This window comes from Spirochaeta isovalerica (assembly GCF_014207565.1).
Lineage (GTDB): Bacteria > Spirochaetota > Spirochaetia > DSM-2461 > DSM-2461 > Spirochaeta_F > Spirochaeta_F isovalerica.
In genome coordinates this window covers 1,014,025-1,037,462 of the sequence record NZ_JACHGJ010000002.1, presented here as the reverse complement: position 1 = coordinate 1,037,462, position 23,438 = coordinate 1,014,025, and the positions used below count along the sequence as shown (strand labels likewise).

At 47.6% G+C, this 23,438-nt stretch carries 23 protein-coding genes; 7 read left to right on the top strand and 16 right to left on the bottom strand.

Annotated elements, in window-relative coordinates; translation table 11 throughout:
• The first annotated feature begins 69 nt into the window (after positions 1–69).
• Positions 70–402, top strand: a complete 333-nt coding sequence (locus tag HNR50_RS09470) for a hypothetical protein (protein WP_184746220.1) — start codon at positions 70–72, stop codon at positions 400–402.
• Positions 403–444: 42 nt separating this feature from the next.
• Entirely contained in the window at positions 445–1,587 is a 1,143-nt protein-coding gene (locus HNR50_RS09465) for a tetratricopeptide repeat protein (RefSeq protein WP_184746218.1), read from the top strand.
• A 68-nt stretch (positions 1,588–1,655) separates the two neighbouring features.
• Here the strand turns inward: HNR50_RS09465 and HNR50_RS09460 are convergent, their stop codons facing one another.
• Both HNR50_RS09460 and HNR50_RS09455 read right to left on the bottom strand, forming a co-directional pair.
• The gene (locus tag HNR50_RS09460; RefSeq protein ID WP_184746216.1) at positions 1,656–3,443 is read right to left on the bottom strand and encodes an alanine--tRNA ligase; all 1,788 of its coding nucleotides are present in this window, start codon (positions 3,441–3,443) and stop codon (positions 1,656–1,658) included.
• Positions 3,444–3,494: 51 nt separating this feature from the next.
• On the bottom strand, positions 3,495–4,601 hold the full coding sequence (locus HNR50_RS09455; protein ID WP_184746214.1) for a flagellar motor switch protein FliG: 1,107 nt from the start codon (positions 4,599–4,601) through the stop codon (positions 3,495–3,497).
• A 37-nt stretch (positions 4,602–4,638) separates the two neighbouring features.
• Between HNR50_RS09455 and HNR50_RS09450 the strand changes: the two genes are divergently transcribed.
• Positions 4,639–5,529 carry a hypothetical protein gene (locus tag HNR50_RS09450; protein WP_184746212.1) on the top strand — a complete coding sequence of 297 codons (891 nt, stop codon included), beginning with the start codon at positions 4,639–4,641 and terminating at the stop codon, positions 5,527–5,529.
• Positions 5,530–5,557: 28 nt separating this feature from the next.
• On the top strand, positions 5,558–6,745 hold the full coding sequence (locus tag HNR50_RS09445; protein ID WP_184746210.1) for a protein kinase family protein: 1,188 nt from the start codon (positions 5,558–5,560) through the stop codon (positions 6,743–6,745).
• Here HNR50_RS09445 and HNR50_RS09440 read toward each other — a convergent pair.
• The 9 genes from HNR50_RS09440 to HNR50_RS09400 form a co-directional block, all read right to left on the bottom strand.
• Positions 6,742–7,662 (bottom strand): NlpC/P60 family protein, encoded by a 921-nt coding sequence (locus HNR50_RS09440; RefSeq protein WP_184746208.1) that lies wholly within the window; start codon positions 7,660–7,662, stop codon positions 6,742–6,744. The two genes, HNR50_RS09445 and HNR50_RS09440, sit on opposite strands and share 4 nt — an antisense overlap.
• Positions 7,663–7,664: 2 nt before the next feature.
• Entirely contained in the window at positions 7,665–9,689 is a 2,025-nt protein-coding gene (locus HNR50_RS09435; protein ID WP_184746206.1) for an alpha-amylase/4-alpha-glucanotransferase domain-containing protein, read from the bottom strand.
• Between the two features lie 76 nt (positions 9,690–9,765).
• Entirely contained in the window at positions 9,766–10,587 is an 822-nt protein-coding gene (locus HNR50_RS09430; protein WP_184746204.1) for an RnfABCDGE type electron transport complex subunit B, read from the bottom strand.
• A gap of 7 nt (positions 10,588–10,594) precedes the next feature.
• The gene (locus HNR50_RS09425; protein ID WP_184746201.1) at positions 10,595–11,185 is read right to left on the bottom strand and encodes an electron transport complex protein RnfA; all 591 of its coding nucleotides are present in this window, start codon (positions 11,183–11,185) and stop codon (positions 10,595–10,597) included.
• Between the two features lie 2 nt (positions 11,186–11,187).
• Positions 11,188–11,805, bottom strand: coding sequence for an electron transport complex subunit RsxE (gene rsxE / locus HNR50_RS09420; RefSeq protein ID WP_184746199.1), 618 nt, complete (start codon positions 11,803–11,805; stop codon positions 11,188–11,190).
• Positions 11,805–12,446, bottom strand: coding sequence for an FMN-binding protein (locus tag HNR50_RS22375; RefSeq protein ID WP_184746197.1), 642 nt, complete (start codon positions 12,444–12,446; stop codon positions 11,805–11,807). The genes rsxE and HNR50_RS22375 overlap by 1 nt, the downstream gene beginning before the upstream one ends.
• Positions 12,439–13,473: an RnfABCDGE type electron transport complex subunit D gene (locus HNR50_RS09410; protein WP_184746195.1), complete on the bottom strand. Its 1,035-nt coding sequence runs from the start codon at positions 13,471–13,473 to the stop codon at positions 12,439–12,441. Before HNR50_RS09410 ends, HNR50_RS22375 begins: the two co-directional genes overlap by 8 nt.
• Positions 13,470–14,816 carry an electron transport complex subunit RsxC gene (gene rsxC, locus HNR50_RS09405; RefSeq protein ID WP_184746193.1) on the bottom strand — a complete coding sequence of 449 codons (1,347 nt, stop codon included), beginning with the start codon at positions 14,814–14,816 and terminating at the stop codon, positions 13,470–13,472. The genes HNR50_RS09410 and rsxC overlap by 4 nt, the downstream gene beginning before the upstream one ends.
• Complete coding sequence (locus tag HNR50_RS09400; protein ID WP_184746191.1) at positions 14,813–16,306, bottom strand: hypothetical protein; 1,494 nt, start codon at positions 16,304–16,306, stop codon at positions 14,813–14,815. Before HNR50_RS09400 ends, rsxC begins: the two co-directional genes overlap by 4 nt.
• Positions 16,307–16,400: 94 nt before the next feature.
• On the opposite strand from HNR50_RS09400, the gene HNR50_RS09395 reads away from it, so the two are divergent.
• Genes HNR50_RS09395 through HNR50_RS09385 form a run of 3 tightly spaced genes read left to right on the top strand, consistent with a single transcriptional unit; the run spans position 16,401 to position 19,417 of the window.
• A complete protein-coding gene (locus HNR50_RS09395) occupies positions 16,401–17,366 on the top strand; it encodes a pseudouridine synthase (protein WP_184746189.1) in 966 nt (321 codons plus the stop codon).
• 56 nt (positions 17,367–17,422) lie between these two features.
• Positions 17,423–18,274 (top strand): Asp23/Gls24 family envelope stress response protein, encoded by an 852-nt coding sequence (locus tag HNR50_RS09390; protein ID WP_184746336.1) that lies wholly within the window; start codon positions 17,423–17,425, stop codon positions 18,272–18,274.
• A 15-nt stretch (positions 18,275–18,289) separates the two neighbouring features.
• Positions 18,290–19,417 carry a tetratricopeptide repeat protein gene (locus HNR50_RS09385; RefSeq protein ID WP_184746187.1) on the top strand — a complete coding sequence of 376 codons (1,128 nt, stop codon included), beginning with the start codon at positions 18,290–18,292 and terminating at the stop codon, positions 19,415–19,417.
• Positions 19,418–19,457: 40 nt separating this feature from the next.
• On the opposite strand, the gene HNR50_RS09380 is transcribed toward HNR50_RS09385, so the two are convergent.
• The 5 genes from HNR50_RS09380 to pcnB all read right to left on the bottom strand — a co-directional run bounded on the left by HNR50_RS09380 (position 19,458) and on the right by pcnB (position 23,359).
• Positions 19,458–20,735, bottom strand: a complete 1,278-nt coding sequence (locus tag HNR50_RS09380) for a hypothetical protein (RefSeq protein WP_184746185.1) — start codon at positions 20,733–20,735, stop codon at positions 19,458–19,460.
• Positions 20,736–20,781: 46 nt separating this feature from the next.
• The gene (locus HNR50_RS09375) at positions 20,782–21,072 is read right to left on the bottom strand and encodes a Rossmann-fold NAD(P)-binding domain-containing protein (protein ID WP_184746183.1); all 291 of its coding nucleotides are present in this window, start codon (positions 21,070–21,072) and stop codon (positions 20,782–20,784) included.
• Positions 21,069–21,518, bottom strand: a complete 450-nt coding sequence (locus tag HNR50_RS09370; RefSeq protein WP_184746181.1) for an NAD-dependent epimerase/dehydratase family protein — start codon at positions 21,516–21,518, stop codon at positions 21,069–21,071. The genes HNR50_RS09375 and HNR50_RS09370 overlap by 4 nt, the downstream gene beginning before the upstream one ends.
• Positions 21,518–21,880 (bottom strand): CPBP family intramembrane glutamic endopeptidase, encoded by a 363-nt coding sequence (locus HNR50_RS09365; RefSeq protein WP_184746179.1) that lies wholly within the window; start codon positions 21,878–21,880, stop codon positions 21,518–21,520. Before HNR50_RS09365 ends, HNR50_RS09370 begins: the two co-directional genes overlap by 1 nt.
• A gap of 336 nt (positions 21,881–22,216) precedes the next feature.
• Positions 22,217–23,359, bottom strand: a complete 1,143-nt coding sequence (gene pcnB, locus HNR50_RS09360; RefSeq protein ID WP_184746177.1) for a polynucleotide adenylyltransferase PcnB — start codon at positions 23,357–23,359, stop codon at positions 22,217–22,219.
• Positions 23,360–23,438: the final 79 nt, after the last annotated feature.

Below are 23,438 nucleotides of genomic sequence, written 5' to 3'. Positions count from 1 at the left end.
TTATATATTGATAATATATAAAATCCGCCATATTATACTTGTAAGAGTTTCTGACTCGGATATTTAATTATGAAAAATTACAAAATACCTGAAGAAATTCCTGAAGAGGGATTTCTTAAAATCACCGATGTGAGAAATCACAGTCTGACGGATCATCAGAAAGTCGTATTGATGAGACGGGGGAATGAGTTCTTCAACAAAGGCGATATCGAACAGGCTAAGCGGATTTTTCTGACCATCGGTTACACAGATGGAATAATACGGATTGGCGAGTACTACTATTCCCATAATGAGCCTTTTGAGGCATTTAAAATGTTCAAGCTGGCCCCCGCTCCCCGCAGAGTGGAGAATATGATTGAACAGATGACGAATGTGGTCAGAAACTGGATTGAAGAAAATTAGATAAAATATTTTAAGAAGTATATATAAAAAAAGGATTTTAAAATGATGGATGATTTGTTCGGCAATAAGGCTGATGCGGACCGCAGTGACGGAGAGCTGACACAGGAACAGCTTAACGAGATCAGCGAACTTTCGAAGAAAGGATATCAGCTTCTCAAAGAAGGTCTTCTGGAAAGAGCCGAAGCCTGTTTTTCCGAGATTTTAAGCATGGACCCTTCCAATAATTACGCTCTTGTCGGCATGGGCGACACATTGAGGAAATCCCGTCATTTTCAGGATGCCATCAAATATTATCAGAGCTGTCTTTCCAATCACAGAGGTAACAATTATGCGCTTTTCGGACTGGCCGATTGTTATAAAGCTCTGCATCAATACAATCGGGCAATCGATATCTGGGAAGAGTACCTTATTCACGACGATAAAAATATCACTGTTCTCACTCGTATAGCCGATGCCTACCGGAAAGTTCGAAATTACGAAAAATCCAATGAGATTTATCAGCGCGTCCTGAAAATGGAATCCAACAATTCCTACTGCCTGATTGGTCTGGGACATCTCAATTACGATTTCAGAGATTATGAAAAAGCTCTCTATTACTGGGAAAAAATGCTCGAGCTCAACAAATCGAGAGTGGATATAAGAGTTCTGACTTCCCTGGGGAACTGCCACCGGAAAATGAAAACCTTTGACGAGGGTATCCCCTATTTTGAACAGGCTCTGAAAATGCAGCCCAATAACTTTTATGCTCTTTTCGGTCTTGCCGACTGCTACAGAGGACTTCACATTCCCGATGAGTCTGTTAAGTACTGGAACCGCATTCTCGGGCTTGATCCAAGGAATAAAGTAATTCTCACAAGAGCCGGAGACGCATACCGCAATATGGGCGAACAGGAAAAAGCTCAGGAATATTACACGAATGCTCTCGATATCGAATACGATATCTATGCTGTTCTCGGTTTAAGTCTTATAAATAGAGATAAAGGCAATTACGAAGAATCAGCGACGACCATACGCAATATTATAGATAAAGACCCCAAAAACCCCCGCTTCTACCTTGAATTAGCCGATGTTTACCGCAAATGGGGAAAAGAGAAAGATGCCGTGCAGGTGCTTTCCGATTTTCTTAAAACAGGCAATAAAAATCAGGTAATACAGGATATGTATAATGAACTGAAGGGTAGATAATCCCGCAATATAAAAAAACCGCTACTTTCAGACTGTAGCGGTTTTTTTTATTTCCATTGAACAGGAGTTTATTCCAGGACCGCCTTGATCCTGCGGACGCCGCGGGAGCTGGACTGTTCTTTTTTAATTACGAATTTACCAAGCTCGGCAGTATTCTCCACATGGGGTCCTCCGCAGACTTCCGTTGAGAAATCCCCGATAAAGTAGACTTTCACCTGCTCATCGTATTTTCCGGAGAAAAGAGCTCTGGCTCCAAGAGCTTTCGCTTCCTCGACTGTCATTGTTTTCATGGAAACAGGCATTTTCGCCTGAATCACTTCATTGACCATGTCTTCTACTTTTTTAATCTCTTCATCTGTCATCTTATCGTGATGAGAGAAATCGAATCTGAGACGGTCGGCATTGATATTGCTCCCCTTCTGGGCTACATGATCGCCAAGTACGGTTTTGAGAGCTTCATGAAGGAGGTGAGTCGCCGTATGATAGCGGGTGGACATAACAGAATTATCGGCCAGTCCGCCTTTGAATGCCTGCTCGGCTCCCTTTTTGGATATTTCCTGATGTTTCTTATAGGCTTCGTCAAAACCTTCGCGGTCAACAGTCATGTCATGTTCCGCCGCCAGTTCTTCGGTGAGTTCAAAGGGAAAGCCGTAAGTATCATATAATTTAAATGCCGTTCTGCCCGGCACGACTTTTTTCGGGTTTCTGAGCAGATTGGGAAGAAGCTTCTCGAACTCATGCTCCCCTTTTTTCAAAGTACTGTTGAACTGGGCTTCCTCGATGGCAAACTCGCTGATGATCAGATCGCGGTTGCCTGCGAGTTCTGGATATACCTCGCGGTACATCTCAATAATGACCTCAGCCAGTTTTCCGAGGAACTGACCCTCGATGTTCAATTTTTTCCCGTGGCGCACGGCGCGGCGGATCAATCTTCTGAGAATATACCCCTGCCCGAGATTGGAAGGCTTCACGCCCTGGGGGTCTCCCATTATCATCGTCGATGCCTTGGCATGATCGGCGATGATTCTGAACGAATTATCCAGAGATTCATCATCTTTGTATTTAACACCGGCCATTTCACCGATTTTATCGAGGATAGGAGTAAAAAGTTCCGTATCGTATACAGAGTTTTTGCCTTGGAGCATGGTAATTGTCCGTTCGACACCCATTCCCGTATCGACGCATTTGCGGTCCATCAGTTCATAGGTCCCGTCCTCTTTCTTGTTGTACTGCATGAATACATCATTCCAGATTTCGAAATACTTGCCGCATGAGCAGCCGGGACGGCAGTCTGCACCGCAGGCTTCTTTTCCCGTATCGATGAACATCTCGCTGTCGGGACCGCAGGGACCTGTCGTGCCGGCGGGACCCCACCAGTTATCCTCTTTGGGTAGACGGTAGATTCTCTCTTCCGGTATTCCGAGACCTTTCCAGATTTCAAAAGCCTCATTGTCTGCCGGAGCGTCGTCGTCGCCGGCGAAAACCGTCACGGACAGCTTATTCACATCGAGCCCGAGGTATTCGGGGGAAGTGATAAATTCGTAGCTCATTTTCAGAGCTTCCTCTTTGAAATAATCGCCGAGAGACCAGTTTCCCAGCATCTCGAAAAATGTAGCGTGGGTCGGGTCTCCAACAGACTCGATATCCTGTGTCCGGATACATTTCTGAACATCGGTCAGTCTGGTCCCGGCGGGATGGGGTTCGCCCATGATGTAGGGAACCAGGGGATGCATCCCTGCCGTCGTAAAAAGAACCGTGGGATCATTTTCGGGAATGAGAGATTTGCCGGAAATCTCCTTGTGTCCGCGGGAGACGAAAAAGTCAATATATTTTTTTCTCAATTCATTAGCTTTCATAGACCAGATCATACAACGAAAGCCCTAATTATTCAATTGAGAAGTACATAACTACAAATAATCATCTTCCTCGCGAAGAATGATAAAAGCGCCCTCTTCTTCCCGTTTTCTCAGAAGTTCGAGAAACTCTCTGACTTTAGCTTCGGCATCGCTCTTTTTCACTTTTCCGAGAAGATCGTTTTCTTCATCGATAAGAACCTGCTGTCCCGTCGAAAGGGACTGGCGGATTTTTTCCCGGACTTCGCTGTCCACAGCCCGAAGCATCATGGCGATATCCCTGTCTTTGAATTCGATTAGAATTTTCTGAAGATCATTCCTGTCCATATGGAGCACAGTGTCGATTGTGAATAGCTTTTCTTTAATCTTGCGACTGATTTCCTCGTTCTCTTCCGCCAGAGTTCCGAGTATTTTCTGCTCCTCTTCGATATTCATATATTTCAGTATGCCGGCCAGCGCCGAAGTGCCGTCGATTTCCGTACTGTCCACTTCCCCCTGAGTGCGGATTTTCTCTTTCAGAGAATCCTCCATGCCGGTTATGACTTCCATGGAGATCGATCCCCCTTTTGCAATTCTCTTAATAACAGCCGCACCGATACGGCGGTCCAGGTGACTGATAACCCGGGAAGACAAGGCCGGATCGAGATAGCGCAGTACCAGGGCGACAACCTGGGGGGACTCGTCTTTAAGCAGAAGGATCAGCTGATCGAAATTCAGATCATTGAGAAAAGAGAAGGGACCTTCCACTATTTCCGGAACGGCTTTTCTCAGATATTTTTCAGCTTCTTCCCTGCCGAAGGCTTTGGTGAGAATTTCCGATGCGGCGTCGGCACCGCCGCGAACACGAACGGCGTCCTTTTCCCTGTCGAAGCCGAATTCTTTAAGTAACCCTTCCGCTTCCACTTTATCGACTCTGCCGGTCCGGCTGATCTCTGCGGAAATGGTTTCCACCTCTTCCGGAGATAGATGTCTGAGAACCTTAACAGCTTCATCTTTCCCCAGAAGGAGGAGAAATCTGGCTATTTTGCTGTAATCGGGTTTTTCTTTCGTCAATTTAAGGAATCCGGTCCTCTCTCCGGTAGGGGTTGCTTGTTTTTTTTCAGCCTCCCCTTTTACGGATTCCGTCCGGTAAGCATCTATTGCACGTCTTCGCTTGTCCATAATTGTTATTATACAGGGAAAAAGATATATTTACAGCATGAACAGACTGCTCAAAAAGATCAGAGAATTCGGACTGATCATTTCTCTTGAAAATGTAGAAAGTAATAGCATAATCCCCCTATCCCGCTTATTGAAAAAAGCCCACCTTCCCCTGGTACTCATTCCTTATAAAAGCAGTGAAGAGAAGGACATGGTGAAAGCAGCCAATGAAAGCGAAAATCTCTTTATCGGCTCCGACTGTTCCTCTTCACCTGCAGCTATAGGAAAGTCTTTTGCCTCAGGAGCCCATTTTGCCGTCTGTTCCGTTTTCGAAGATGAAGAGCTCCTCCAACTGAACGGGAAGGGGCTGGATTTTTTCATGCGGATATCGTCACAGGATGAGTTGTTTAGGGCTGTAAAATACGGAGCCCGGGCTGTAATAATCAACAGCGATACTCCGGATTATTTAAATCTGATCCAAGCCGTCACCGAAAGACAGATCCCCTTCTTTCTCGAAGGAATCCTGGATGAGGGGAAGCTCCGTCAATGGCAGCTAATACCATTTTTCATTGCATGGATATCACCTCTACCCCGACCGGAAATGATAGAAGATATTGAAAATCAGGCTTTCTCCCTTATTCAGAAACTACTGGGCATACGGTTCCGGTCACTTTCTCTGACAGCTGACTCGGAGAAACTGAAAGAAGCGGCTGTACTGGCTTCCCTTTCCGCCATTCCCTTGATCAACAATGCGAAACGGGACTGCCTGGAAATTGAAATATATGATATGGACAGGACCATATCCCATTTGAAGTGGCGCAACATTTACATGGATCCGCTTACAGCAGAAATGAAGGGGGAATCTATCCTTTCAACTGAATTATATGAGGAATTTCTGGGCTGGCCTGTCAGACTGACTGCCGCGAAGAGACTTTTTCCTGCAGGATAAAACCTCCCGTGTCGATTATATTAGATATATGAAGGTTCAATTTCTCATCACAGCCTTAGTTCTGCTTCTTTCTCCCCTGTTTTCGCAGGAAATGAAACTCTATGCGCCTTTTCCATCCCGCCTGGAAGCCGTCACTTCCGGTTCAGACATTGTTCTGACATGGAAGGATGCTGTCGATGTCGATGAGGGAACCTATGAAATTTTCAGAGCCGATCGGGCTCTGACGGCCGACAACCTCTATCTGGCGGAAAAAATCGGCACAGTACCCGGCGGAACACAAACGTTCAAAGATAAGCCCCCTTCGGGAGCACAGGTTTATTATGCGGTTTTTGTAAACGATTCGACCCAGGTTTACAAAATCTGCATTCCCTATAGAAACGTTACCATATCCCCTGTGAGCATTGAGGAATCCGATATTGAAGAGACCAGAAGCACAGTCATTTCAAATCTGACAGCACAGATTTTTGATAGCGACGTCGCGATTTCCTATGATTCATCTCTGGAAGAGCGCAGTATCATCCTGTTCCGCAGCACCTCAGTAATCGACAGTTATGACAAAATAATAAAATCAGTGCTCATCGGTGAAGATTCGGGATCCCAGACTTCCATAATAGACAACCCCATTGCCGGCCTGAACTACTATTATGCCGCGATCGATGCCGCGCTTTACAGATCAGGCAGCAGGAATCTTCTGTACTCCGGTAACTATACGACAGATCCGGTGCATATAAAATTCTCTCATGAAATAACAGAAGACAACCGGTTTGTAAAATCCGCCATGCCCCTGCCTCTCCTCAAGATATCATCTGATCTTAAATCGGGGGAGAAACTGGAGGAGCGGAGAAATACCGACTATGACAGGACTCTTGAACCCGAAACGCTGAATCAAATCAGAAGGATGATAGAACGGGAGAAAACAATTCCTGATCAGCCGGAGAAAACTGTTCTGGCCTACAATAAAAATATCAATCCCATTGTGACATCATATTTTGCCGGCGGTTTATATGAAAGATGCGCCGATGCCCTGGAACCTTTTTTATCCAGCCTGAATGATAGGGAAACTCGGGAGCAGAGCCATTTCTACAGAGGGCAGTGCTTCTACTATCTCGGTCGATACAATGAGGCTTTACTCGAATTAATCATGGTTGAAAAAACTTATTACAGAGAAACTGAGCCCTTTTTCAATGCGATTTACCGGGAAATTAAAAGAGATTAGAACCCGGAGTTTTTCTTCCACTCTTCAAAACGTCTCTGCTCATCATCAGCTGCATTATTATCCGCCTGAAGAGTTTCTTCGAAAAGCTTCCTTTCATTTTCCAGCCAATCGTCCCACTGGGTAGGAGTTTCCAGAAGATAATTGATCCGGTTTGAACTTTTATCAGCTCTGCTGTTAATGATCAGGGTGCCTGATTCATTTCTCTGGGCGCTGTAACGGCTCCCGTCGGAACGGACAAGCTCTCCCCCCGATTCACGGCCATTTGAGAATTGCCCTATATAAACATCGCCGTTTCCGTAATGGTATTCGCCTTTACCATGGAAAAGACCGTCTTTGAAGTCACCGATATAATAATCACCGTTCTTAAGATCCATTCTGCCCCGGCCTTCGGGCTCGAGCTCTTCTGCCTGTCCCTGGTACTGACCTTTACTGTAGGCGAGATTTACCGATTGAGACTCTGCCGTTTCCAAACGGGGAAAGACTCTTTTCGCCCATTTGAAACGGGATTTCCAGTATTTCTCATCTAGGTCTGTCAGAACCACACCCCGGACAGGACCGGCGGAAACAGCCTGGATAAGTGTATTCTGACCGATATATATGCCGACATGGGTTATTTCAGACCGATCGCTTCCCGTCGCGTAAAAAACGAGATCCCCGGGGACAATATCATCCAGGTCCACAGTAGAGCCGAAATGGGCTATAGACGATGCATTTCTCGGTAAATCGGGTAAAAATGGTTTGTAGAGATAATTAACAAGGCCGCTGCAATCAAATCCAGAAGGATTGGTGCCGCCGTAACGATAGGGAGAACCCACGAGAGCCGAACCTCTCTCAACGATATCGCGTCCTATATCAACGGAAAAGCACAAAGAACTCCCCCATAAAAACAAAGCTATAAGGGATGCTTTTTTAATCAATATCAACTGCTCCTGTCAATCCTTAGGGATAGAGATACGTTCCAGACTTCATCTTTCAGAAGTGAGAAAGTCCAACGGGGAACATAGCAGGAACACTGGTAGTTTCTTTCAACTTTTCCCCCCTCTCTGGAATAAGTATATAGCGGAAAGGTCCACATTTCAGCGGGAGAGGAAACAGAAAGCGTAACATCGGTGTTATTATCGCCGTCAAAGGTCAACATCTGCTGAACCGATTCGTGGCTGATGCTGTCTTCCGGGACCTCATCTTTATATTCATCATCTATCCGGTAGAGCTTGGGATCAGGGTCGCCGTTTTTATTAAAGGCGATATTGACTTCGCTGCCGAAACAAAGCTCGGCCTTGTGCAGACTGAGGTTCTTTATCTGATAATCCACGTCCACTGAAGAACGCTTGAAAGTAAAGCGCTTCTGAAGCTCGATATTATATTCATAGCCGTTCTTCACAACCGATCCGGTATGGACAAAGGTCACTTTTCTCTGTTCCCGGTTATAATCAACAGCTTCGTAAAGCGCATTGGTAAAAGATCCCTGTTCTATGTAACTCATCTGGCGGAAATCTTCTACACTGTTGCGCTCGTCGAAGAAATGATCAACAAAAGCGTAGCGTCCGTATTTGTCATATCCCTCGTCTCTGATCGTCTCATTGTGATAGGGTTCGGGATAACGGGACATGGTGTTCAGATAATTCCAGCACGACGCGATGTGATCGAACTCAAAGAGAACGGCTCCCCTGCTGTGAACGTAGGCATTGGTAACATGGCCCTGATAGAGAAATTCTTTCTCGCCGTCCATATCGTAATCTATGGAGCTGAGAGAGGTTTTGAAGATCCCCTTCTCCCGAGTTATTTTCTCTCCCTCGATGAGGGAGCTGTATGCCTTATGCCGGACATTGGCATTGTAAATGCCGCCCTGGTTACCGTGCCAGAAAGCCAGATTATTCTGCCCTTTCCACAGCTCTTCCTTGGCAGCCTTCTTTCTGTATTTGTCCCCTCTGACCTGATTGGCCAGAACGCTGACATGCATCATTTTGGAATAGAGGAAATTGCTCTCTTTGTATTTGCTCAGAAATTGACGGAAAAAACCTCCGTAGATCCATCGGGGCTCAATGCCCGACTCAATCAGCTCATTAGTCAGCGTATCGTATTCGACCTGCCGATCAGCCGGAAGAACCCATTTCATAATTTCGCCATAGGAGGTACAGGGGAAATAGGCCTTATTGAAAGAATTCCTCGTCTGACGGACATACCGTCCGGGATGGACAAGCTCTATGTTCTTCCGGTTGTTTCTCAATTCATTGAGAAAACTTTCCAGCCATTGGTGATTGATGGACAGGGAATGACCGTTTTCATATCCGATCTGACGGCCGTTGGGAAAGATGACGACCACTTTGCCGTCTCCGCTGTTGTCACTGCAGATATCTTCAATGATCTTGCGGGGAACGATTTTGCCGAATCCCGACATGATGCGCCGGGAGATAGGAAAGACAGTTATGGTTTTACCCTGGTCTTCTGTAATGGCCGGCATATAGAGTTCATCATCGCGGAAGCCGGCTGCTTCGAAATGAGTATCGTCCAGGAAAGTATAGTCTATTCCGCTCGAGCGGAGCACAGAAGCTAGCTGAGGTTCCCATATCCGACCGGGAAGCCAGCACCCCCGGGCTCTTTTGCCGAATGATTTCCGAAGATAAGTGGTCATCAATTCGATCTGACCGACACGGTCCTGAGCGGGAATCATGGAGAGAACGGGTTCGTAATACCCGCCTCCGAGAAGTTCGATCTGCCTTTTATCAATCATCTCTCCGAGGACCGTGTTGAACTCGGGATGATGTTTTTCAAACCATTCGAGAAGCGGTCCCGAGTAATAGAGGACCGCCGAGATTTCAGGGAAATTGTACAGAAGAGTCAGAAAGGGTTTATAGGCTTTCTGATAGATCTCTTCGATCTGCCCGTTGTCGGAGCCTGGAGAAATACTGTTATGTGTTCCGAAAATCAGTCGTACTTTTTTCATTACCCCGAAATTTACAAAATGCCGGAACGGTCTGATTCCGCTCCGACATGAGATTTAAACAGTAAAAATCGCCTTTTTACTTTTCATCAAGAACGATGATACTCTTGGTTGGACATTTCCCGGCTGCACCAGCGCGACCAGGTCCTCTGTCATTATAACCTACAATCGAAAGATTATCTGTAATTTTATATCCCGCATCGGGAAATTTCCTGGCGCAGATCTGACAGCCGATGCATCCGACGCTGCAGTTTGCCTTCGTATCCTTACCTTTATCTTTCGAGTTACAGGCGACGATGACATCAGCATCTTCGGGGATCATCTTAATAACGCCGGTCGGGCAGACTCCAACACATTTTTCACAACCGATACATTTGTCTTTGTCGACCCAGACAAGCCCCTGATCATCGTAGTCGATGGCATCAACGGGGCAGACCTGCATGCAGGAACCAAGTCCCAGACAGCCGTACTGGCAGCTCTTATCCCCTCCGAAAAGTATGGACGCGGCATTGCAGTCTTTAAGACCCTGATATTTATAACGCGTCTCGGCCGTCCCTTCACCGCCCCGGCAGTGGACCTGGGCTACCATTCTGGGACCGGAAGTATCGACTTCCATTCCCAGCACCCGGCCTATCCCTTCGAGACAGGCCGCTCCTCCGGGCTTACATTTGGTAATATCACTGTCGTTACCGGCGGAAAGGGCTTCCGCATAGGGTTCGCAACCGGCATAACCGCAGGATCCGCAGTTCAGTCCCGGAAGATACCCCATAAGTTCTTCGACAGTTTTATCTTTTTCCACTCTCAGTTTTTTTGCGGCAATGGCGAGCCCGAAGCCCAGGGCACTCCCCAGAAAAGCCACGGAAATGAAACCGAAGAGCGTTCTCAGTATTAAATCAAGCATATTTTCCTTATCCTATGAGGTTCGCGAGCAGGGCTCTGTCAAAGGCCATGAAGGCAAGCGCCATCAGACCACCGGAAACAAAGGCTATGGGAGTCCCTTTGAGAAAGCGGGGAACATTTTCCTTGTCCAGTTTCACGCGGATAGCCGACATGAGAAAAATAGCCAGCAGAAATCCGATACCGCCGGCGAATCCGGCTGTAAAACTTTCGAGGATATTGTATTCCTCTCTCACATTGATGAGGGCGATACCCATAACGGCGCAGTTTGTCGTGATAAGGGGCAGATAGATTCCCAGGGCTTTGTAAAGCGCGGGGGAAAACTTCTGAACCGCCATTTCGACAAGCTGAACCAGCGAAGCGATAACCAGGATAAAGGCGATAGTCTGAAGGAACTCCAGATTAAGCGGCACGAGAATCCCGTGGTAAATAATCCATGTTACCAGAGAGGCCATGGACATGACAAAAGTTACAGCAAAACCCATCCCGACAGCAGAGTCCGAATCCTTGGAAACTCCGATAAAGGGACAGAGCCCGAGGAACTGACTCAGGATCATATTGCTGATAAATACGTAGGTTATTATTATTCCGATATAGCTCATGATCAGTCCTCCTTCTTCCTGCTTTTAAGCCAGTTGAATCCGGCCATGAGAAATCCCATTGCCAGAAGCGCTCCGGGAGAGAGGCTGAAGATTCTGGCCGGCGCATCGATAAGTCCGGGAATCTCGATAACACCGTCAAAGCTACCCATGGGGAACAGTGTGATGGTTCCCGCGCCGAGAACTTCTCTTACCAGAGAAATAACCAGCAGTCCGATGGTAAATCCGATTCCCATACCCAGGGCGTCGATTATGGAATCCTTGACGCTGTTCTTCGAGGCGAAAGCTTCCGCCCTTCCCAGGATGATACAGTTTACAACGATGAGCTTGACGAAAACTCCCAGACTGGCGGAAAGAGCCGGAACGAAAGCCTGCATAAGCATGTCGACGATAGTTACGAAGGAGGCGATGATAACGATATAGGCGGGAATGTGCACTTCATCGGGAATAAAATCCTTCAGAAGCGAAACCATGATGTTTGAACCTATAAGAACGAATATGACTCCGGCTCCCATACCGATGGCGTTCACCACCTGAGTGGAGACGGCCAGTGTCGGACAGAGACCGAGAGCCAGGACGAAAATGGGGTTTTCCTTGAACAACCCTTTCAGGAAATTGAACATCAGTTTTTCCCTCCCAGTAATTTAACATAATCGGAACCGAGCGCCAGAGCCCGGGAGATTCCATTGAATGTAATGGTGCTTCCCGAAACCGCTTCGGCATCTGAGGCGACAAGAGCTCTTTTGCTGACCGGAAGAGGTCTGGCATCAGAACCGGTATTCATAAACATGTTGTAATAGGCCGAATCTTCCGCTTTTTTTCCGAGACCGGGTGTTTCGTTGTTTTCCATAAGTTTGGCTTTGACAAAAGTCCCGTCATTGAGAAATACGGCGAGAATCACCATTTTACCGCCGTAACCGCTTCCGTCCAGTTGAAGGATATATTTGGTGATTTCGCCGTTTTTATCTACAGGGTAGATGGAGGTGATGAGCTCTTTCTCATCAATATCTTCTCCTGCTGCGATCACACCGTGAGCGGCGAGAGAAGCCATAAGCTTCCCGTGAAGATCGTCGCTGTTGGCGGGGAGCTGAAGCTCTCCCACATGATCGCCATCGGAAAGCTCCTTCAATGCGACCTCTTTCTCGACTCTCTTTCTTTCGATAATAACCGGCTCGGTGACAATGTTGACTACACCGAGAACAAGAGAAGCAACGGCGCAGATAATAGCGAGCCGCAATGTCATTTGCATAAGTTTGTTATTCACCGCTCTTCTCCTTTACCTCTCCGTATCCGAAGCGTTTGATTTTTGTATATCTGTCGATTACGGGGACGAAAATATTCATAACGATAATGGAAAGGGAAACGGCTTCGGGAAGGGACCCGAAAATCCTGATCAGGAATGACAGGAATCCGCACCCCAGTCCGAATATGATGTTGCCTTTGCCCGTAAGCGGCGTTGTAGCCATATCGGTTGCCATATAAAGGGCTCCGAGCATAAGTCCGCCGCTGAGAATGTGAAACAGAACGTCTCCCGTGAAAAGCCCCGTTCCCATGCGGACTCCGCCGAACATCCAGATCAGGAAGGCGAAAGATCCGATATAAGCTACAGGGACATGCCAGGTCAGGATTTTACGGGCCAGCAGAACCAGAGCTCCGAGGAGGAGCAGCAGGGCTGAGACTTCTCCGATAGAACCGGGAATGTTACCGATGAAAAGATCTTTATAGGTAACGGGAAGCCCTTCGGACTGAAGGTATTCGATCGGTCCGCTCACATTGAGAGAGGTGGCGAAGTATGCCGATTTCAAAGATCCAAGAGGTGTCGGTCCGGTTACCGCGTCAGCTCCGCCCGTAATGGGAAGAAGCCATTTTGTCATAGGTCCTGTCCATGAAAAGAAGACGAAGACACGACCAGCCAGAGCGGGGTTCATCCAGTTGGCTCCCAGACCGCCGAAACTCCATTTTACAACCACAATGGCGAAAACAGAGGCGACTACGGGAATGAACAGGGGAACCTGCGGCGGCATATTGTATCCCACCAGCAATCCTGTCAGAAAGGCAGAGCCGTCGTTAACCGTGACTTCCCTGTTGATAAGCCCGAGAAGAGCTTCGGCCGCAACTGCCGCGATGATGGAAACGAGAATAACCACGAGTGCGGACATTCCGAAAATATAAACGCCCCAGATCCCGGCGGGGACAAGGGACAATACGACAGTCCACATGATTTTGGCCGTTGAGTCGGCGCTGTGGATCTGGGGACTGCTGCTGACTGTCAGTTTTTTTGTATCAATCATTTATTAGCCCCTTTTTTCTGCATCATAATGGCGCGCAGCTGATTTTTTCCCATGCGGAAGGACTGAACCAGAGGGATGTGGGCCGGACAGACAAAAGCACAGGATCCGCATTCCACGCAGTCGAGAAGTCCCATGTCCTGAGCTTCCTCGAAAAGGAAATTCAGGGAATGTTTGTTAATATCCGAAGGATTGAGTCCCATGGGACAGGCCTGGATACAGCGCCCGCAGGAAATGCAGGAAGTCTGCTTCGCCGCTTTCACTTCTTTCTTCGTGAGAAAGAGAATACCGCTGGTTCCCTTGGTAACGGGCGTATCGAGATCGAAGACGCCGAATCCCATCATGGGACCGCCGGAGATAACCTTGGCTGGCTCTTCAATCAGACCTTCGCACTCCTCCAGAAGCTGGCGGTAGGTTGTTCCGATTTTGACCCGGAATGTTTCCGGCGCCTTGACGGCTCCGCCGCTCACAGTGACGACTCTCTCTACAAGGGGTTTTTCAAAAACAAGAGCTTCGTAAACCGAGTAAATGGTTTCCACATTGAGAACGACCATTCCAATGTCGAGAGGCAATTTTCCGGAAGGAACTTCCCTTCCCGTACAGGATTTGATGATATTCTTTTCAGCTCCCTGCGGATATTTGGTTTTTAGAATATCGATCCGCACATCGAGATCACTTTTCTCCACCGCTTCGGCCATGACTGCGGCCGCTTCGGGTTTATTGCTTTCGATAGCGAATATAATCTCCCTGGGAGTCAGGAGTTTTTTGAGGATTTTCAGACCTTCGAGTATCTCTTCAGCTTTTTCCAGAATCATATTCTGGTCCGACGTGAGATAGGGCTCGCATTCCGCGGCGTTAACCAGCAGATAATCGCACTTTTTCCCTTCCGGGAGAACTAGTTTCACATGGGTGGGGAAAGTCGCCCCGCCCTGACCGGCCAGTCCCATAGAGGAAATTCGTTCGATGATCTCTTTTTCGCTGAGTCCGGTCCAGTCGCTCTGCTTCTGGGTCTTGCCCATCCGCTTGAACTCGCCGCCCAGTTCGATGACGACAGCCCGGGATTTCTTTCCGTGGGGAAGATAGATGTCTTTAATCTCAACGACTTTTCCCGGAATGGAAGAATGGACAGGGACGGAGACATAGCCGGTCGATTTGCCGATCAGCTGCTCCTCTTCGATCGTGTCGCCGACATTTACGATACATTCAGCCGGAGCTCCGATGTGCTGGGACATGGGAATAACGGCGTGAGTGGGAAGCGAGGCATTACGGATAGGCCTGTTTCCCGTACCGGAAATGTTATCAGGCGGATGAACCCCGCCTTTGGGAAATGTTTTAAACTTACTCATGCTACCTGTTCATTTCTCCTTAATAACTTTTTACGTACGCTGAACGATGTATTTTGGGTATTTTTTCTATTGCTGAAATACAACAGCAATAATATTAACATGAAATGAGAAAATTTAAGAAGGGAAAAACCGCTGGAAATCGGCTGATCCTGTTTTTTTTCGACAACTGCCGGTCCTTCTGTAGAAAAAAGGAGGCTCGCCGGATTGTCGTTTTTCAGTAGCGAAACCTGATTCACGAACCATTTTTCGTTATAATCAGCAATGATTTCATATGTTTTCGAAACTACTGTCCCGTCTGTTTCATATAGGGGATAAAGAAGCGGATTTGATGATGACGGATACTCCCAGGTGCTTCTGTAAAGGAAACCCTCCTGGTAGGCTCTATGGGTAAGATACTCGGCGGCGGATGTGATTCCGCCCTTTCCGAAAGTCGTTTCCGTGGAAGTGAGAGTCCATTCCCTACCATCGTGAATATCGGGAAGGGGAATGATGGCGGCTTTCGGTTCATAGCTGTCGAAAGAAAGCAGAAAAGCGGTGGTAATAAACAGAAAAAGAGCTGCCGATCCTATTGTGGTAGAGCGCGGCGCCGCTGCGTGTTTCGATTTTTCCGCCATTATCGTAACCGGTTCAAAGAGCTGATGCTCCGGTTTGGAAAAGCGCAGTCGTCTTGTGCTCCCTTTCGGTTTGTCCGGTTTCAGGCTATTTACCCTTTTATCGAAAAGGGAGATCAATGATCCGGATACGCCGAGAATGAGAAGAAGAAGATATATAAGTGTTTCCGGTCCGATCAATGTCGAAGCGACACCGGCAATAATCAGCGGCAGAAATGGCCGCTGCCTTATCGAAAAAAGATAATGTACAGCAAGCGCTGTCAGAACCGCGCTAAAGCCGTAGAGGTAGACAAAAGGGAACCACCCGGCCGTTCCGGCTGCAGCGGCGAACCGCCTGTCCCGGTTCAAAAACAAAAGAAGCATAGATGCGAGAAGATAAAAAGATATGGGCAGGATGTATTTCAGAGGAGAAAATCCCCCCATCAACCATTGATCCGATGAACCGCCGTAGGCTTTTTTCAAAAGGAAATAGAGCGCATAGGGGGAGAGCCCCTCTTTTTCCACATATACAAGTTCCCGGCTTTGATCATCGACGGTTCCTTCAAAGAGTCCGGCAACGTTCCTGAGATAAGGATCGAAACGGGGATCATCTTTATCGAAGCGGGTACCGACTTCGCTTAAGGGGAGAGAGACCATCGCCGGGATATCATTGTAGAGAACGACCGATCGACTCAAGGATAAAAAAGAGAGACCTTTCTCCTCGAGAATCTGTTCCGCTGTTTCAGAACGGGAGGTCATGATTGTGTAATAGCGATTCCAGTAATCACCGCTCCGGAGATCCATCTTTGCGATATAGACAAAAGAAGCAACCAGACAGGCCGCTATAATAATGAATGCTCCATAGGGCAGAAAACGCCCCTCTCTTCCTGTACTCTCCATCAGAACGGAATTGTCCTTTACCGGCGGGCTCTTTGTCAAGAGAAAGAGCCCGGATTGACACGGGGGCTGTCGAGGTAATAAAATTCTACTCAGAGTGAATAATGAAAAATACGCCTCTTTTACGGCGGGCAGCAATGACAAAGGCCGACGGGCCGACCGGATAATCAGGCAATTTATCCCGGAACGGTCTCTGGGGGGACTCTACAAGGCCTTCCGGAAAGGTCTCATAAGGGTGAATGGCAGGAAGATATCACCGGACTGCAAGATTCAGGAAGGAGATTCTCTGGAGATATACAGAGCTCTTCTGGATGAAAAAGCACCTTCCGTTTCAAAAGACAGCGCCGGAAACGCCCCTTCATTGAATATTTTATACGAAGATGATGACCTTCTGGCTCTTTCCAAACCTGCGGGGATTCTGGTTCACGGCAGCGGAAATTCTCTGGAAAAAGATGTCCGGAATTATCTTAAAGACAAACTTCCCCCTTCCCTGGGATTCAAGCCCGGTCCTCTTCACAGACTGGACAGGAATACGTCGGGTCTCATATTTTTCTCTAAGTCCCTTGAAGGAGCCAGAAGGTTCTCTGAAGACCTGCGCAAAGGCTGTTTTAAAAAATACTATCTGGCTCTTATCGACGGAAAGCTCAAAAATAAGGCAGTCTGGGTCGATAATCTCCAGAGAGACGGAGAAAAAAAAGTCAGTTCCGTAGAAAAAGAGGGGGAGCGGGCCCGGTCCACATTCTATCCGGTGAAAACCGGAGGGGACAAGACTCTCGCGCTGATTCTCATTGAAACGGGACGAACCCATCAGATCCGGGTTCAGGCTTCCCATCACGGGCATCCATTGTGCGGAGACAGGAAATATGGCGGCAGCCCTTTAAAAGAAGGGTATCTGCTCCACAGTTTGAAAATGGTTCCGCAGAAGGGAAGCTTCCTGGCCGAAAGAGACTATCCTGAAGCGCCTCTGCCCCGGAATTGGGAGAATGCCATCAAGAAAGTTTTTCCATCGGTGACGCCCGGACTTCTTATGAAGGAAATAAACGGTTTTTTGGAGGACCAGTGAGCGCAAATCAGGAAGAGAAAGGCAAAGTGACCCGTCTCCTCAATCAGGCGAAATGGATGATTATGGGAGTGAAGGTTTTTGCGCTGGTCGGAAAAAGCGGAACAGGAAAAAGCTTCCGGGCCCGTCTGGTCGCTGAAAAATTCAATATTCCCTATATCATCGATGACGGTCTGTTGATCCACGATAAAAAAATCATCGCCGGCCGTTCGGCCAAAAAGGAAAAGGAGTACGTCAGCGCCATAAAAACGGCTCTATACGACGATCCCCATCACAGGGCCGATATGATCAAAGCTCTGGAAAAAATCAAGCTGAAGCAGATACTGCTGGTCGGGACCTCTGAAAAAATGGTTGTGAAAATAACCGAAAGACTGAACCTGCCGCCTGTAACGCGTTTCATCCACATAGAGGATATAGCCTCTCAGGAAGAGATTGAAAAAGCGATTCATTCGCGCCACTCCGAAGGCAAGCACGTCATTCCCGTTCCCAGCATCGAAGTCCACAGAGATTATGCCCACATTCTGTCCGACTCGATCAGGGTCTTTTTCAAGAGAAACTGGCGGTTCGGCCTGAAAAAAAAGAATCAGGCCCAGATTTTTGAAAAGTCAGTGGTTCAGCCTGCATTCCAGAAAGAGGACAGGGGCAAGATCCAGATTTCCGAAGCCGCGCTCAGCCAGATGATCCTCCATTGCGTCGATGAATTCGATGCGGCGATTCTGGTGAAAAAGATTACTGTGAAAAAAGACCGGGCCGGGTATAAAATTAGTATATCGGTCGAAGCGGCTTACGGAGAGCAGCTGAGCGGCAAGATTCACGATCTCCAGGCATATATACTGGACAGGATAGAGCGATTCACCGGTCTGATGATAGACCGTGTGGAGATTCGTATAGATAAAATCAGAAAGGAATGATCCAAGGAGAACATCATGAAAAAAATACTGATCCCTTTATTGTTGATGGCGGCGGTACTGGCCTACGGCCAGGACAGGACGTACACAGTAGAAACAGAGCACTACAATGTGGAATCCCACATCAGCAGCAGCCATGCCGAACTGATGGGCGCCCAGCTGGAGAGTTTTTACAGCATTTTCAATGATGTATTCCGTTTCGGCAACCTGGAAAACAAACTGAATATCAAGATCCTTCCCAATCTCAGCACCTACCAGAGCTTTACAAGAACTCTTACCGGAACAGCCTATGACAGCTATGTTTACATCCACCATCAGAAAGCTTCGGAAAGAGAATTGCTCATCTACGAAGGAGCCGAGGAAGATCTGATTTTCGCTCTGGCCTATCAGGCGAGCATTCAGTTTCTCATGAACCATGAGGAAAATCCGCCGCTGTGGATAAGAGAAGGTTTTTCCGTGTACTTCTCCAAAAGCTCCGGCCCCGAGCTGGAGAGGAAGTTCGCCGCTCTCAAAGACAGCGATGAGAGAATTGATGCGTCTCAGCTTGTGAAGATGACAAACCTGGAAGCATCGGAAAACTTCACAGCCTTCCGCACTGAAGCCTGGGCTTTTGTCTCCTTTCTCATGAGCACCGACAACAAGGAGTACACCCGCTTTCTCTACGATACCATATCCGCACTGAAAAACCCCGACTTGAAAGAAGTGGCCGTCAGCGATGACATTCAGGAAGGTTTTGACGACTATCTCGAAGGGTTCCTCAATGCGCAGGAGCTGCTCAATCTGGGAATATCCTATTATAACAAAGATGAAACAGATCTTGCGGATCAGACTTTCAGAAAGTTGATCACCATAAGTCCGGAAAGCTGGCAGCCGCTCTATTTCCTCGGACTCCTCTCCTACGATGCAGCCGATTACACCGAAGCAGACCAGTGGTATACAAAAGCTTCGGAGAAAAAAGCGCCTGAAGCGCTTATCGCCTATGTGATGGGCTTGTCCGCCTGGAAAGACGAGAGGATAGATGAAGCCAAGGGACTCCTGTCCAAAGCGGCGAGGCTCGATGCAGCCAAATACGACGAAAAGACAAAAGACATACTGGATTACCTGCAGGGGAATTACCCCGATACGGATCCGGTGACGATCCCCTGATGAAAAGAGCCGCGCGATGCGGCTTTTTTTTTGGTTCCAGCTAATGGGAAACGGCAAGGGATAACATATAGTTCCAGGGATTATCCGATGCCAGATCTTCCGGCCAGTTTCCCCCCGAAAGAATATCGAATTTTCTCGACACTTCAAAGGAAAGCCCGATTTTCCGCTGGAAGAAGAAGGGAAAAAAGATACGGGTTCCTCCCCCCAGATGTACCGTCCAGCTGTTTTTAATATATTCGGGAGTCAGGACCGTGCTTTCCAGGATATAGAACTGATCCTGATTAAATCCCGAACCGACCAGCAAAAAAACATCGAGACGGAAAGGCCCGAAGCGTAACTCCAGCCCCTCCTCGAAGCCGGCAGTGATCTCGGAAAACCGCATACCTTCGGGAAAGTTTACTGAACTGTCAGCCCATCCGGCAATGGCTTTGTAATAGGCGCCGCTGTAGAGAAAGGGCAACGGATCATCGGTTAGAAACTGTTTCATGACTTTCACACCGTTTGCCAGATGGGTAAAAGCCAGAAGCTGAAGTTCCATAAGGGCGTTTTCCGGAGGAGCGTATGAGGGCTTGAGAAACTGGATTCCCATTGCCCCGGTTCCCCATTTATTATTGAAAAACATTGTTTTCTCAATCAGAAACGGCCAGAAATCCAGCTCTGAGGAAAGGCGGAATCCCTTTTCCTTATCCAGAAGAGCATCGTAGGTTTTAGAACCGCTTTCCCCTGCCTTATAGCCATAGCCGAACTCCAGACGGAACGGGATAAAATCGGGTGGCAGAACGATGCCCGCTGCGGCGTAGCCGTTATAGCGGAAAGGATAATGGAGTTCCTGCCTGATAAGAGCATAGGGAGTCAAAAAAAAGGGGATGGAGATTTTCCCTTCAACGGGGAGAGTGACCTGAATCATGGAACCGTCATATTCAGTGGGTATGGACCGGCTGATATCTACATTTTCGTGCCATCCCCCCTGCACTTCATATCCGAAAAAATCTCCGAAAAGAGAGAAGGTTAAACCGGTCTCCAGCACAAGGGAAAAGCCGTCATGATTCATGAGAGGAACGGCATAGGCTCCGGAAAGCGCCAGCCTGTCGACACGGGAGGACCCGGCTTCTGTCTCATCGCGATCGGTGAGAATGCCATATTCCAGACCGGCGGACCAGCGTTCTCGATCCAGATCGAAGCGGAAGGAGTTGGTCTCCCAGTCATCCCACTCGGGAACGAACCCCCACGTAAAAGCATCGTTATAGAAACTGAATATCTGTGCGGATAGGATGCTACCGGTAAAAATGAGAAGGAGAATGAGTAGGGATCTTTTCATAATTCAATTATAAATAACCGAAATAAGAGTTTCAACGATGAGGGATTTATTTAACCGATGAATAAAAATCCAGAGTTCGCTTAATCGATTCTTCAAAGGGAACTGCGGGAGAGTATCCCAGCTTTTCCACGGATTTGCGGTTGGAGAATGCCAGATCCTTATACATGATCCTGATTCTGTACAAAGTGAGAATCGGAGCGGATTTAATCCGGAAAAGTTTATAAATACCTACGAGAAACGCCGTCAGGGGAAGCATGGCCCAGTAGGGTGCGGACAGACGGGGAGCTTTTACCCCAAGGGCATCGGCCCAACGGGAAACCCAATCCTGCCAGCTCATGTTTCCATCGAGAATATTAAAGTTCCCGACTGGTTATAGCTGCTGATTAACCGCTCGATGCCGCTGCAGAGGTTTTCGACGTATACGTAGGAAATCAGTTTTTTCCCTTTATCGATAAACCCGAAACGCCCTTTGTCAATTTCTTTGAGCACATTGATAAAAGTATTTTTGTCATAGGGGCCGTAAATGACAAACCCGGGGCGGATGACATTGGCCACGAGGCCCTTTTTCCTTCCCTTTTCAGCCCATTGCAAAACAAGATCCTCGCCGATTTTTTTTGTTTCGCCATAGGGGAAATTACGCATATCCGCAGGAGTGCTCTCATCGGAGTAGTTGTGGCCGTTCATGGCATGGACCTTGTATTTACCTGTAGAACTTAATAGTTTAACAAGATTGCTCCCGAGAAATCCGTTTGCGCCGGTAATGAGTATATTGGGAACTGACATTATAAAACTCCAAGATAGAAAAGACTGCAGAAAACATCCGTGGATATTCCTGTTATGATATGAACCAGAAATGGATAGAACCACGATTGGGTTTTTTCCGCGATATAACCGAGAAGCAACCCGGCAAATGCCGCACCGGCGATTTCCGGAAGCGGTTTGGTCGCATGAAGCGCCGTCGTGAGAACCGTTACGAAAAGAATGCTTCTCCAGCCGCCCCAATACCGGCTTAAACCGAGCTGTAAAACTCCTCTGAAGAAATACTCATAGGGTATGTAATAAAAGAGGACATAGAGGATTTCATAGAAGATAAAGAACGACCAGCTGCTCAGAACCTCTTTTGAGAGAGGATAAGTCTGAATCATGGAAGGATCTTTCGCATTAAAGTAAAGGATGATGATGACCGGCAGGTAGGCCGCTGTAATAATCAGGCCTGTTTTGCGCTTCCCCGGGGTCAGTCCGAAAAAGCCAAAGGCCTTTTCTATCGGAACAGGTTAACCAGAAAGGGGGAAAATGAAAAGACCCGCCGTAGTGAAGGCGAACCCCCATAAAACATTAGGTAAACTTCTGAGGTACACATCAGATGTATTGGAATAGTAACCGATGAAATCCATACCGCTCAATGCAAAGACAATAGAGGCGGGTACGGTTATTATCAGTATTTCTTTTAAGATAGGCTTTTCTGTTGACTTATTCATCATTTAATTCGTGTTCGCTGTTGTGTTTTTATCCCGTTTTGTGCGGGTGCGGGTCCGCTTGGCCCGGCGCCTGTCGGGATGTTTGACATAATTTCTTCTGGGCATGGATATATTTTTCACTTTAAAAATAAGGCGCACAGCCTCTTCGATATCCCGGTTGGGGGCGATCATGGGAAGAATGACTTCTTTCGCCGCCTTAACCACATCCATATAATCAAGCTCGGGATTTTCGAAAATCCCGTCGGCATCAAGCGACGGCTGAACAAGGCGGCGTATCATTCTGGAGCGGCGCCTTTCCCCTTTGCGGTTGATATTCTCATCGAGGCGCCGGAGAGATTTAAAGAAAGTCTTATAAAACTCCCTGCCGCCCTTTCCGTGAAATCTCTCTTCAATTTCCGGCAGTAGGTAGTGAAACATATCCATTTCCACCGCTTTCTGCATTATGCTCCAGCTGTGTCCCGATTGCAGGATTTTAAAAACTTCTTCGCTCAGCCGCGAGATGGAACAGGACATGAGAAGGGGCGCTGATTTCTTTATGGCCCGCTTCAGTTTAAAGGATATTCTCGAACCGGTCGTTACGGTATATTTGAGGGCCCGGACCATGCGGACCGGATCATCGACAAAAGTGGTTTTCAGGGGGATGATGCTCACGATTCTCCCCTTCCTGATATCTTTGACACCCCCCACATAATCGATGACCTGCTCTTCCTGGGGAGAGTAAAAAAGGGCGTTGAATGTGAAATCCCTTCTGAGAACATCTTCCTCGATTGTGCCGTATATATTCTTTCTGTCCGAAGCTTCGACAGAGCGGAACGTCGCCAGTTCCAGAATTTTTTTATCGGAATAGTAGAGATGGACCAGTTTGAACCGCTTTCCGATTATCCGTGAATTGCGGAAGATTTTTCGGACTCTTGAAGGTTCGGCATCGGTAACCAGATCGAAATCCTTAGGTTCCCTTCCCAGCAGCAGGTCTCTCACGGCCCCGCCGACGATATAAGCCTGAAAACCTTCTCTCCGCAGACGGCCACATGCTCTTATGGCATCGGGGTCAACCTTGTTTATGGGGATGTTATGTTCGTCTTTTGTGTAGATTTCCGCTTGCTTGACAAGCTTGCCGTTCTCATTCTTTGTGTACCTGATAAGCATGATTCCCTATCATCCGATTTATCCCCCTTTAAGTCAATGGAATGCCGTCGGGAAGCGACTTGAATCTGTTCTGAAAAAA

Coding starts and splice junctions, on each gene's coding strand:
- HNR50_RS09470 (WP_184746220.1), top strand. CDS start 70: ATGAAAAATTACAAAATACCTGAAGAAATTCCTGAAGAGGGATTTCTT.
- HNR50_RS09465 (WP_184746218.1), top strand. CDS start 445: ATGATGGATGATTTGTTCGGCAATAAGGCTGATGCGGACCGCAGTGAC.
- HNR50_RS09460 (WP_184746216.1), bottom strand. CDS start 3,443: ATGAAAGCTAATGAATTGAGAAAAAAATATATTGACTTTTTCGTCTCC.
- HNR50_RS09455 (WP_184746214.1), bottom strand. CDS start 4,601: ATGGACAAGCGAAGACGTGCAATAGATGCTTACCGGACGGAATCCGTA.
- HNR50_RS09450 (WP_184746212.1), top strand. CDS start 4,639: ATGAACAGACTGCTCAAAAAGATCAGAGAATTCGGACTGATCATTTCT.
- HNR50_RS09445 (WP_184746210.1), top strand. CDS start 5,558: ATGAAGGTTCAATTTCTCATCACAGCCTTAGTTCTGCTTCTTTCTCCC.
- HNR50_RS09435 (WP_184746206.1), bottom strand. CDS start 9,689: ATGAAAAAAGTACGACTGATTTTCGGAACACATAACAGTATTTCTCCA.
- HNR50_RS09430 (WP_184746204.1), bottom strand. CDS start 10,587: ATGCTTGATTTAATACTGAGAACGCTCTTCGGTTTCATTTCCGTGGCT.
- HNR50_RS09425 (WP_184746201.1), bottom strand. CDS start 11,185: ATGAGCTATATCGGAATAATAATAACCTACGTATTTATCAGCAATATG.
- rsxE (WP_184746199.1), bottom strand. CDS start 11,805: ATGTTCAATTTCCTGAAAGGGTTGTTCAAGGAAAACCCCATTTTCGTC.
- HNR50_RS09410 (WP_184746195.1), bottom strand. CDS start 13,473: ATGATTGATACAAAAAAACTGACAGTCAGCAGCAGTCCCCAGATCCAC.
- rsxC (WP_184746193.1), bottom strand. CDS start 14,816: ATGAGTAAGTTTAAAACATTTCCCAAAGGCGGGGTTCATCCGCCTGAT.
- HNR50_RS09400 (WP_184746191.1), bottom strand. CDS start 16,306: ATGGAGAGTACAGGAAGAGAGGGGCGTTTTCTGCCCTATGGAGCATTC.
- HNR50_RS09390 (WP_184746336.1), top strand. CDS start 17,423: ATGATTATGGGAGTGAAGGTTTTTGCGCTGGTCGGAAAAAGCGGAACA.
- HNR50_RS09385 (WP_184746187.1), top strand. CDS start 18,290: ATGAAAAAAATACTGATCCCTTTATTGTTGATGGCGGCGGTACTGGCC.
- HNR50_RS09380 (WP_184746185.1), bottom strand. CDS start 20,735: ATGAAAAGATCCCTACTCATTCTCCTTCTCATTTTTACCGGTAGCATC.
- HNR50_RS09375 (WP_184746183.1), bottom strand. CDS start 21,072: ATGAGCTGGCAGGATTGGGTTTCCCGTTGGGCCGATGCCCTTGGGGTA.
- HNR50_RS09370 (WP_184746181.1), bottom strand. CDS start 21,518: ATGTCAGTTCCCAATATACTCATTACCGGCGCAAACGGATTTCTCGGG.
- HNR50_RS09365 (WP_184746179.1), bottom strand. CDS start 21,880: ATGATTCAGACTTATCCTCTCTCAAAAGAGGTTCTGAGCAGCTGGTCG.
- pcnB (WP_184746177.1), bottom strand. CDS start 23,359: ATGCTTATCAGGTACACAAAGAATGAGAACGGCAAGCTTGTCAAGCAA.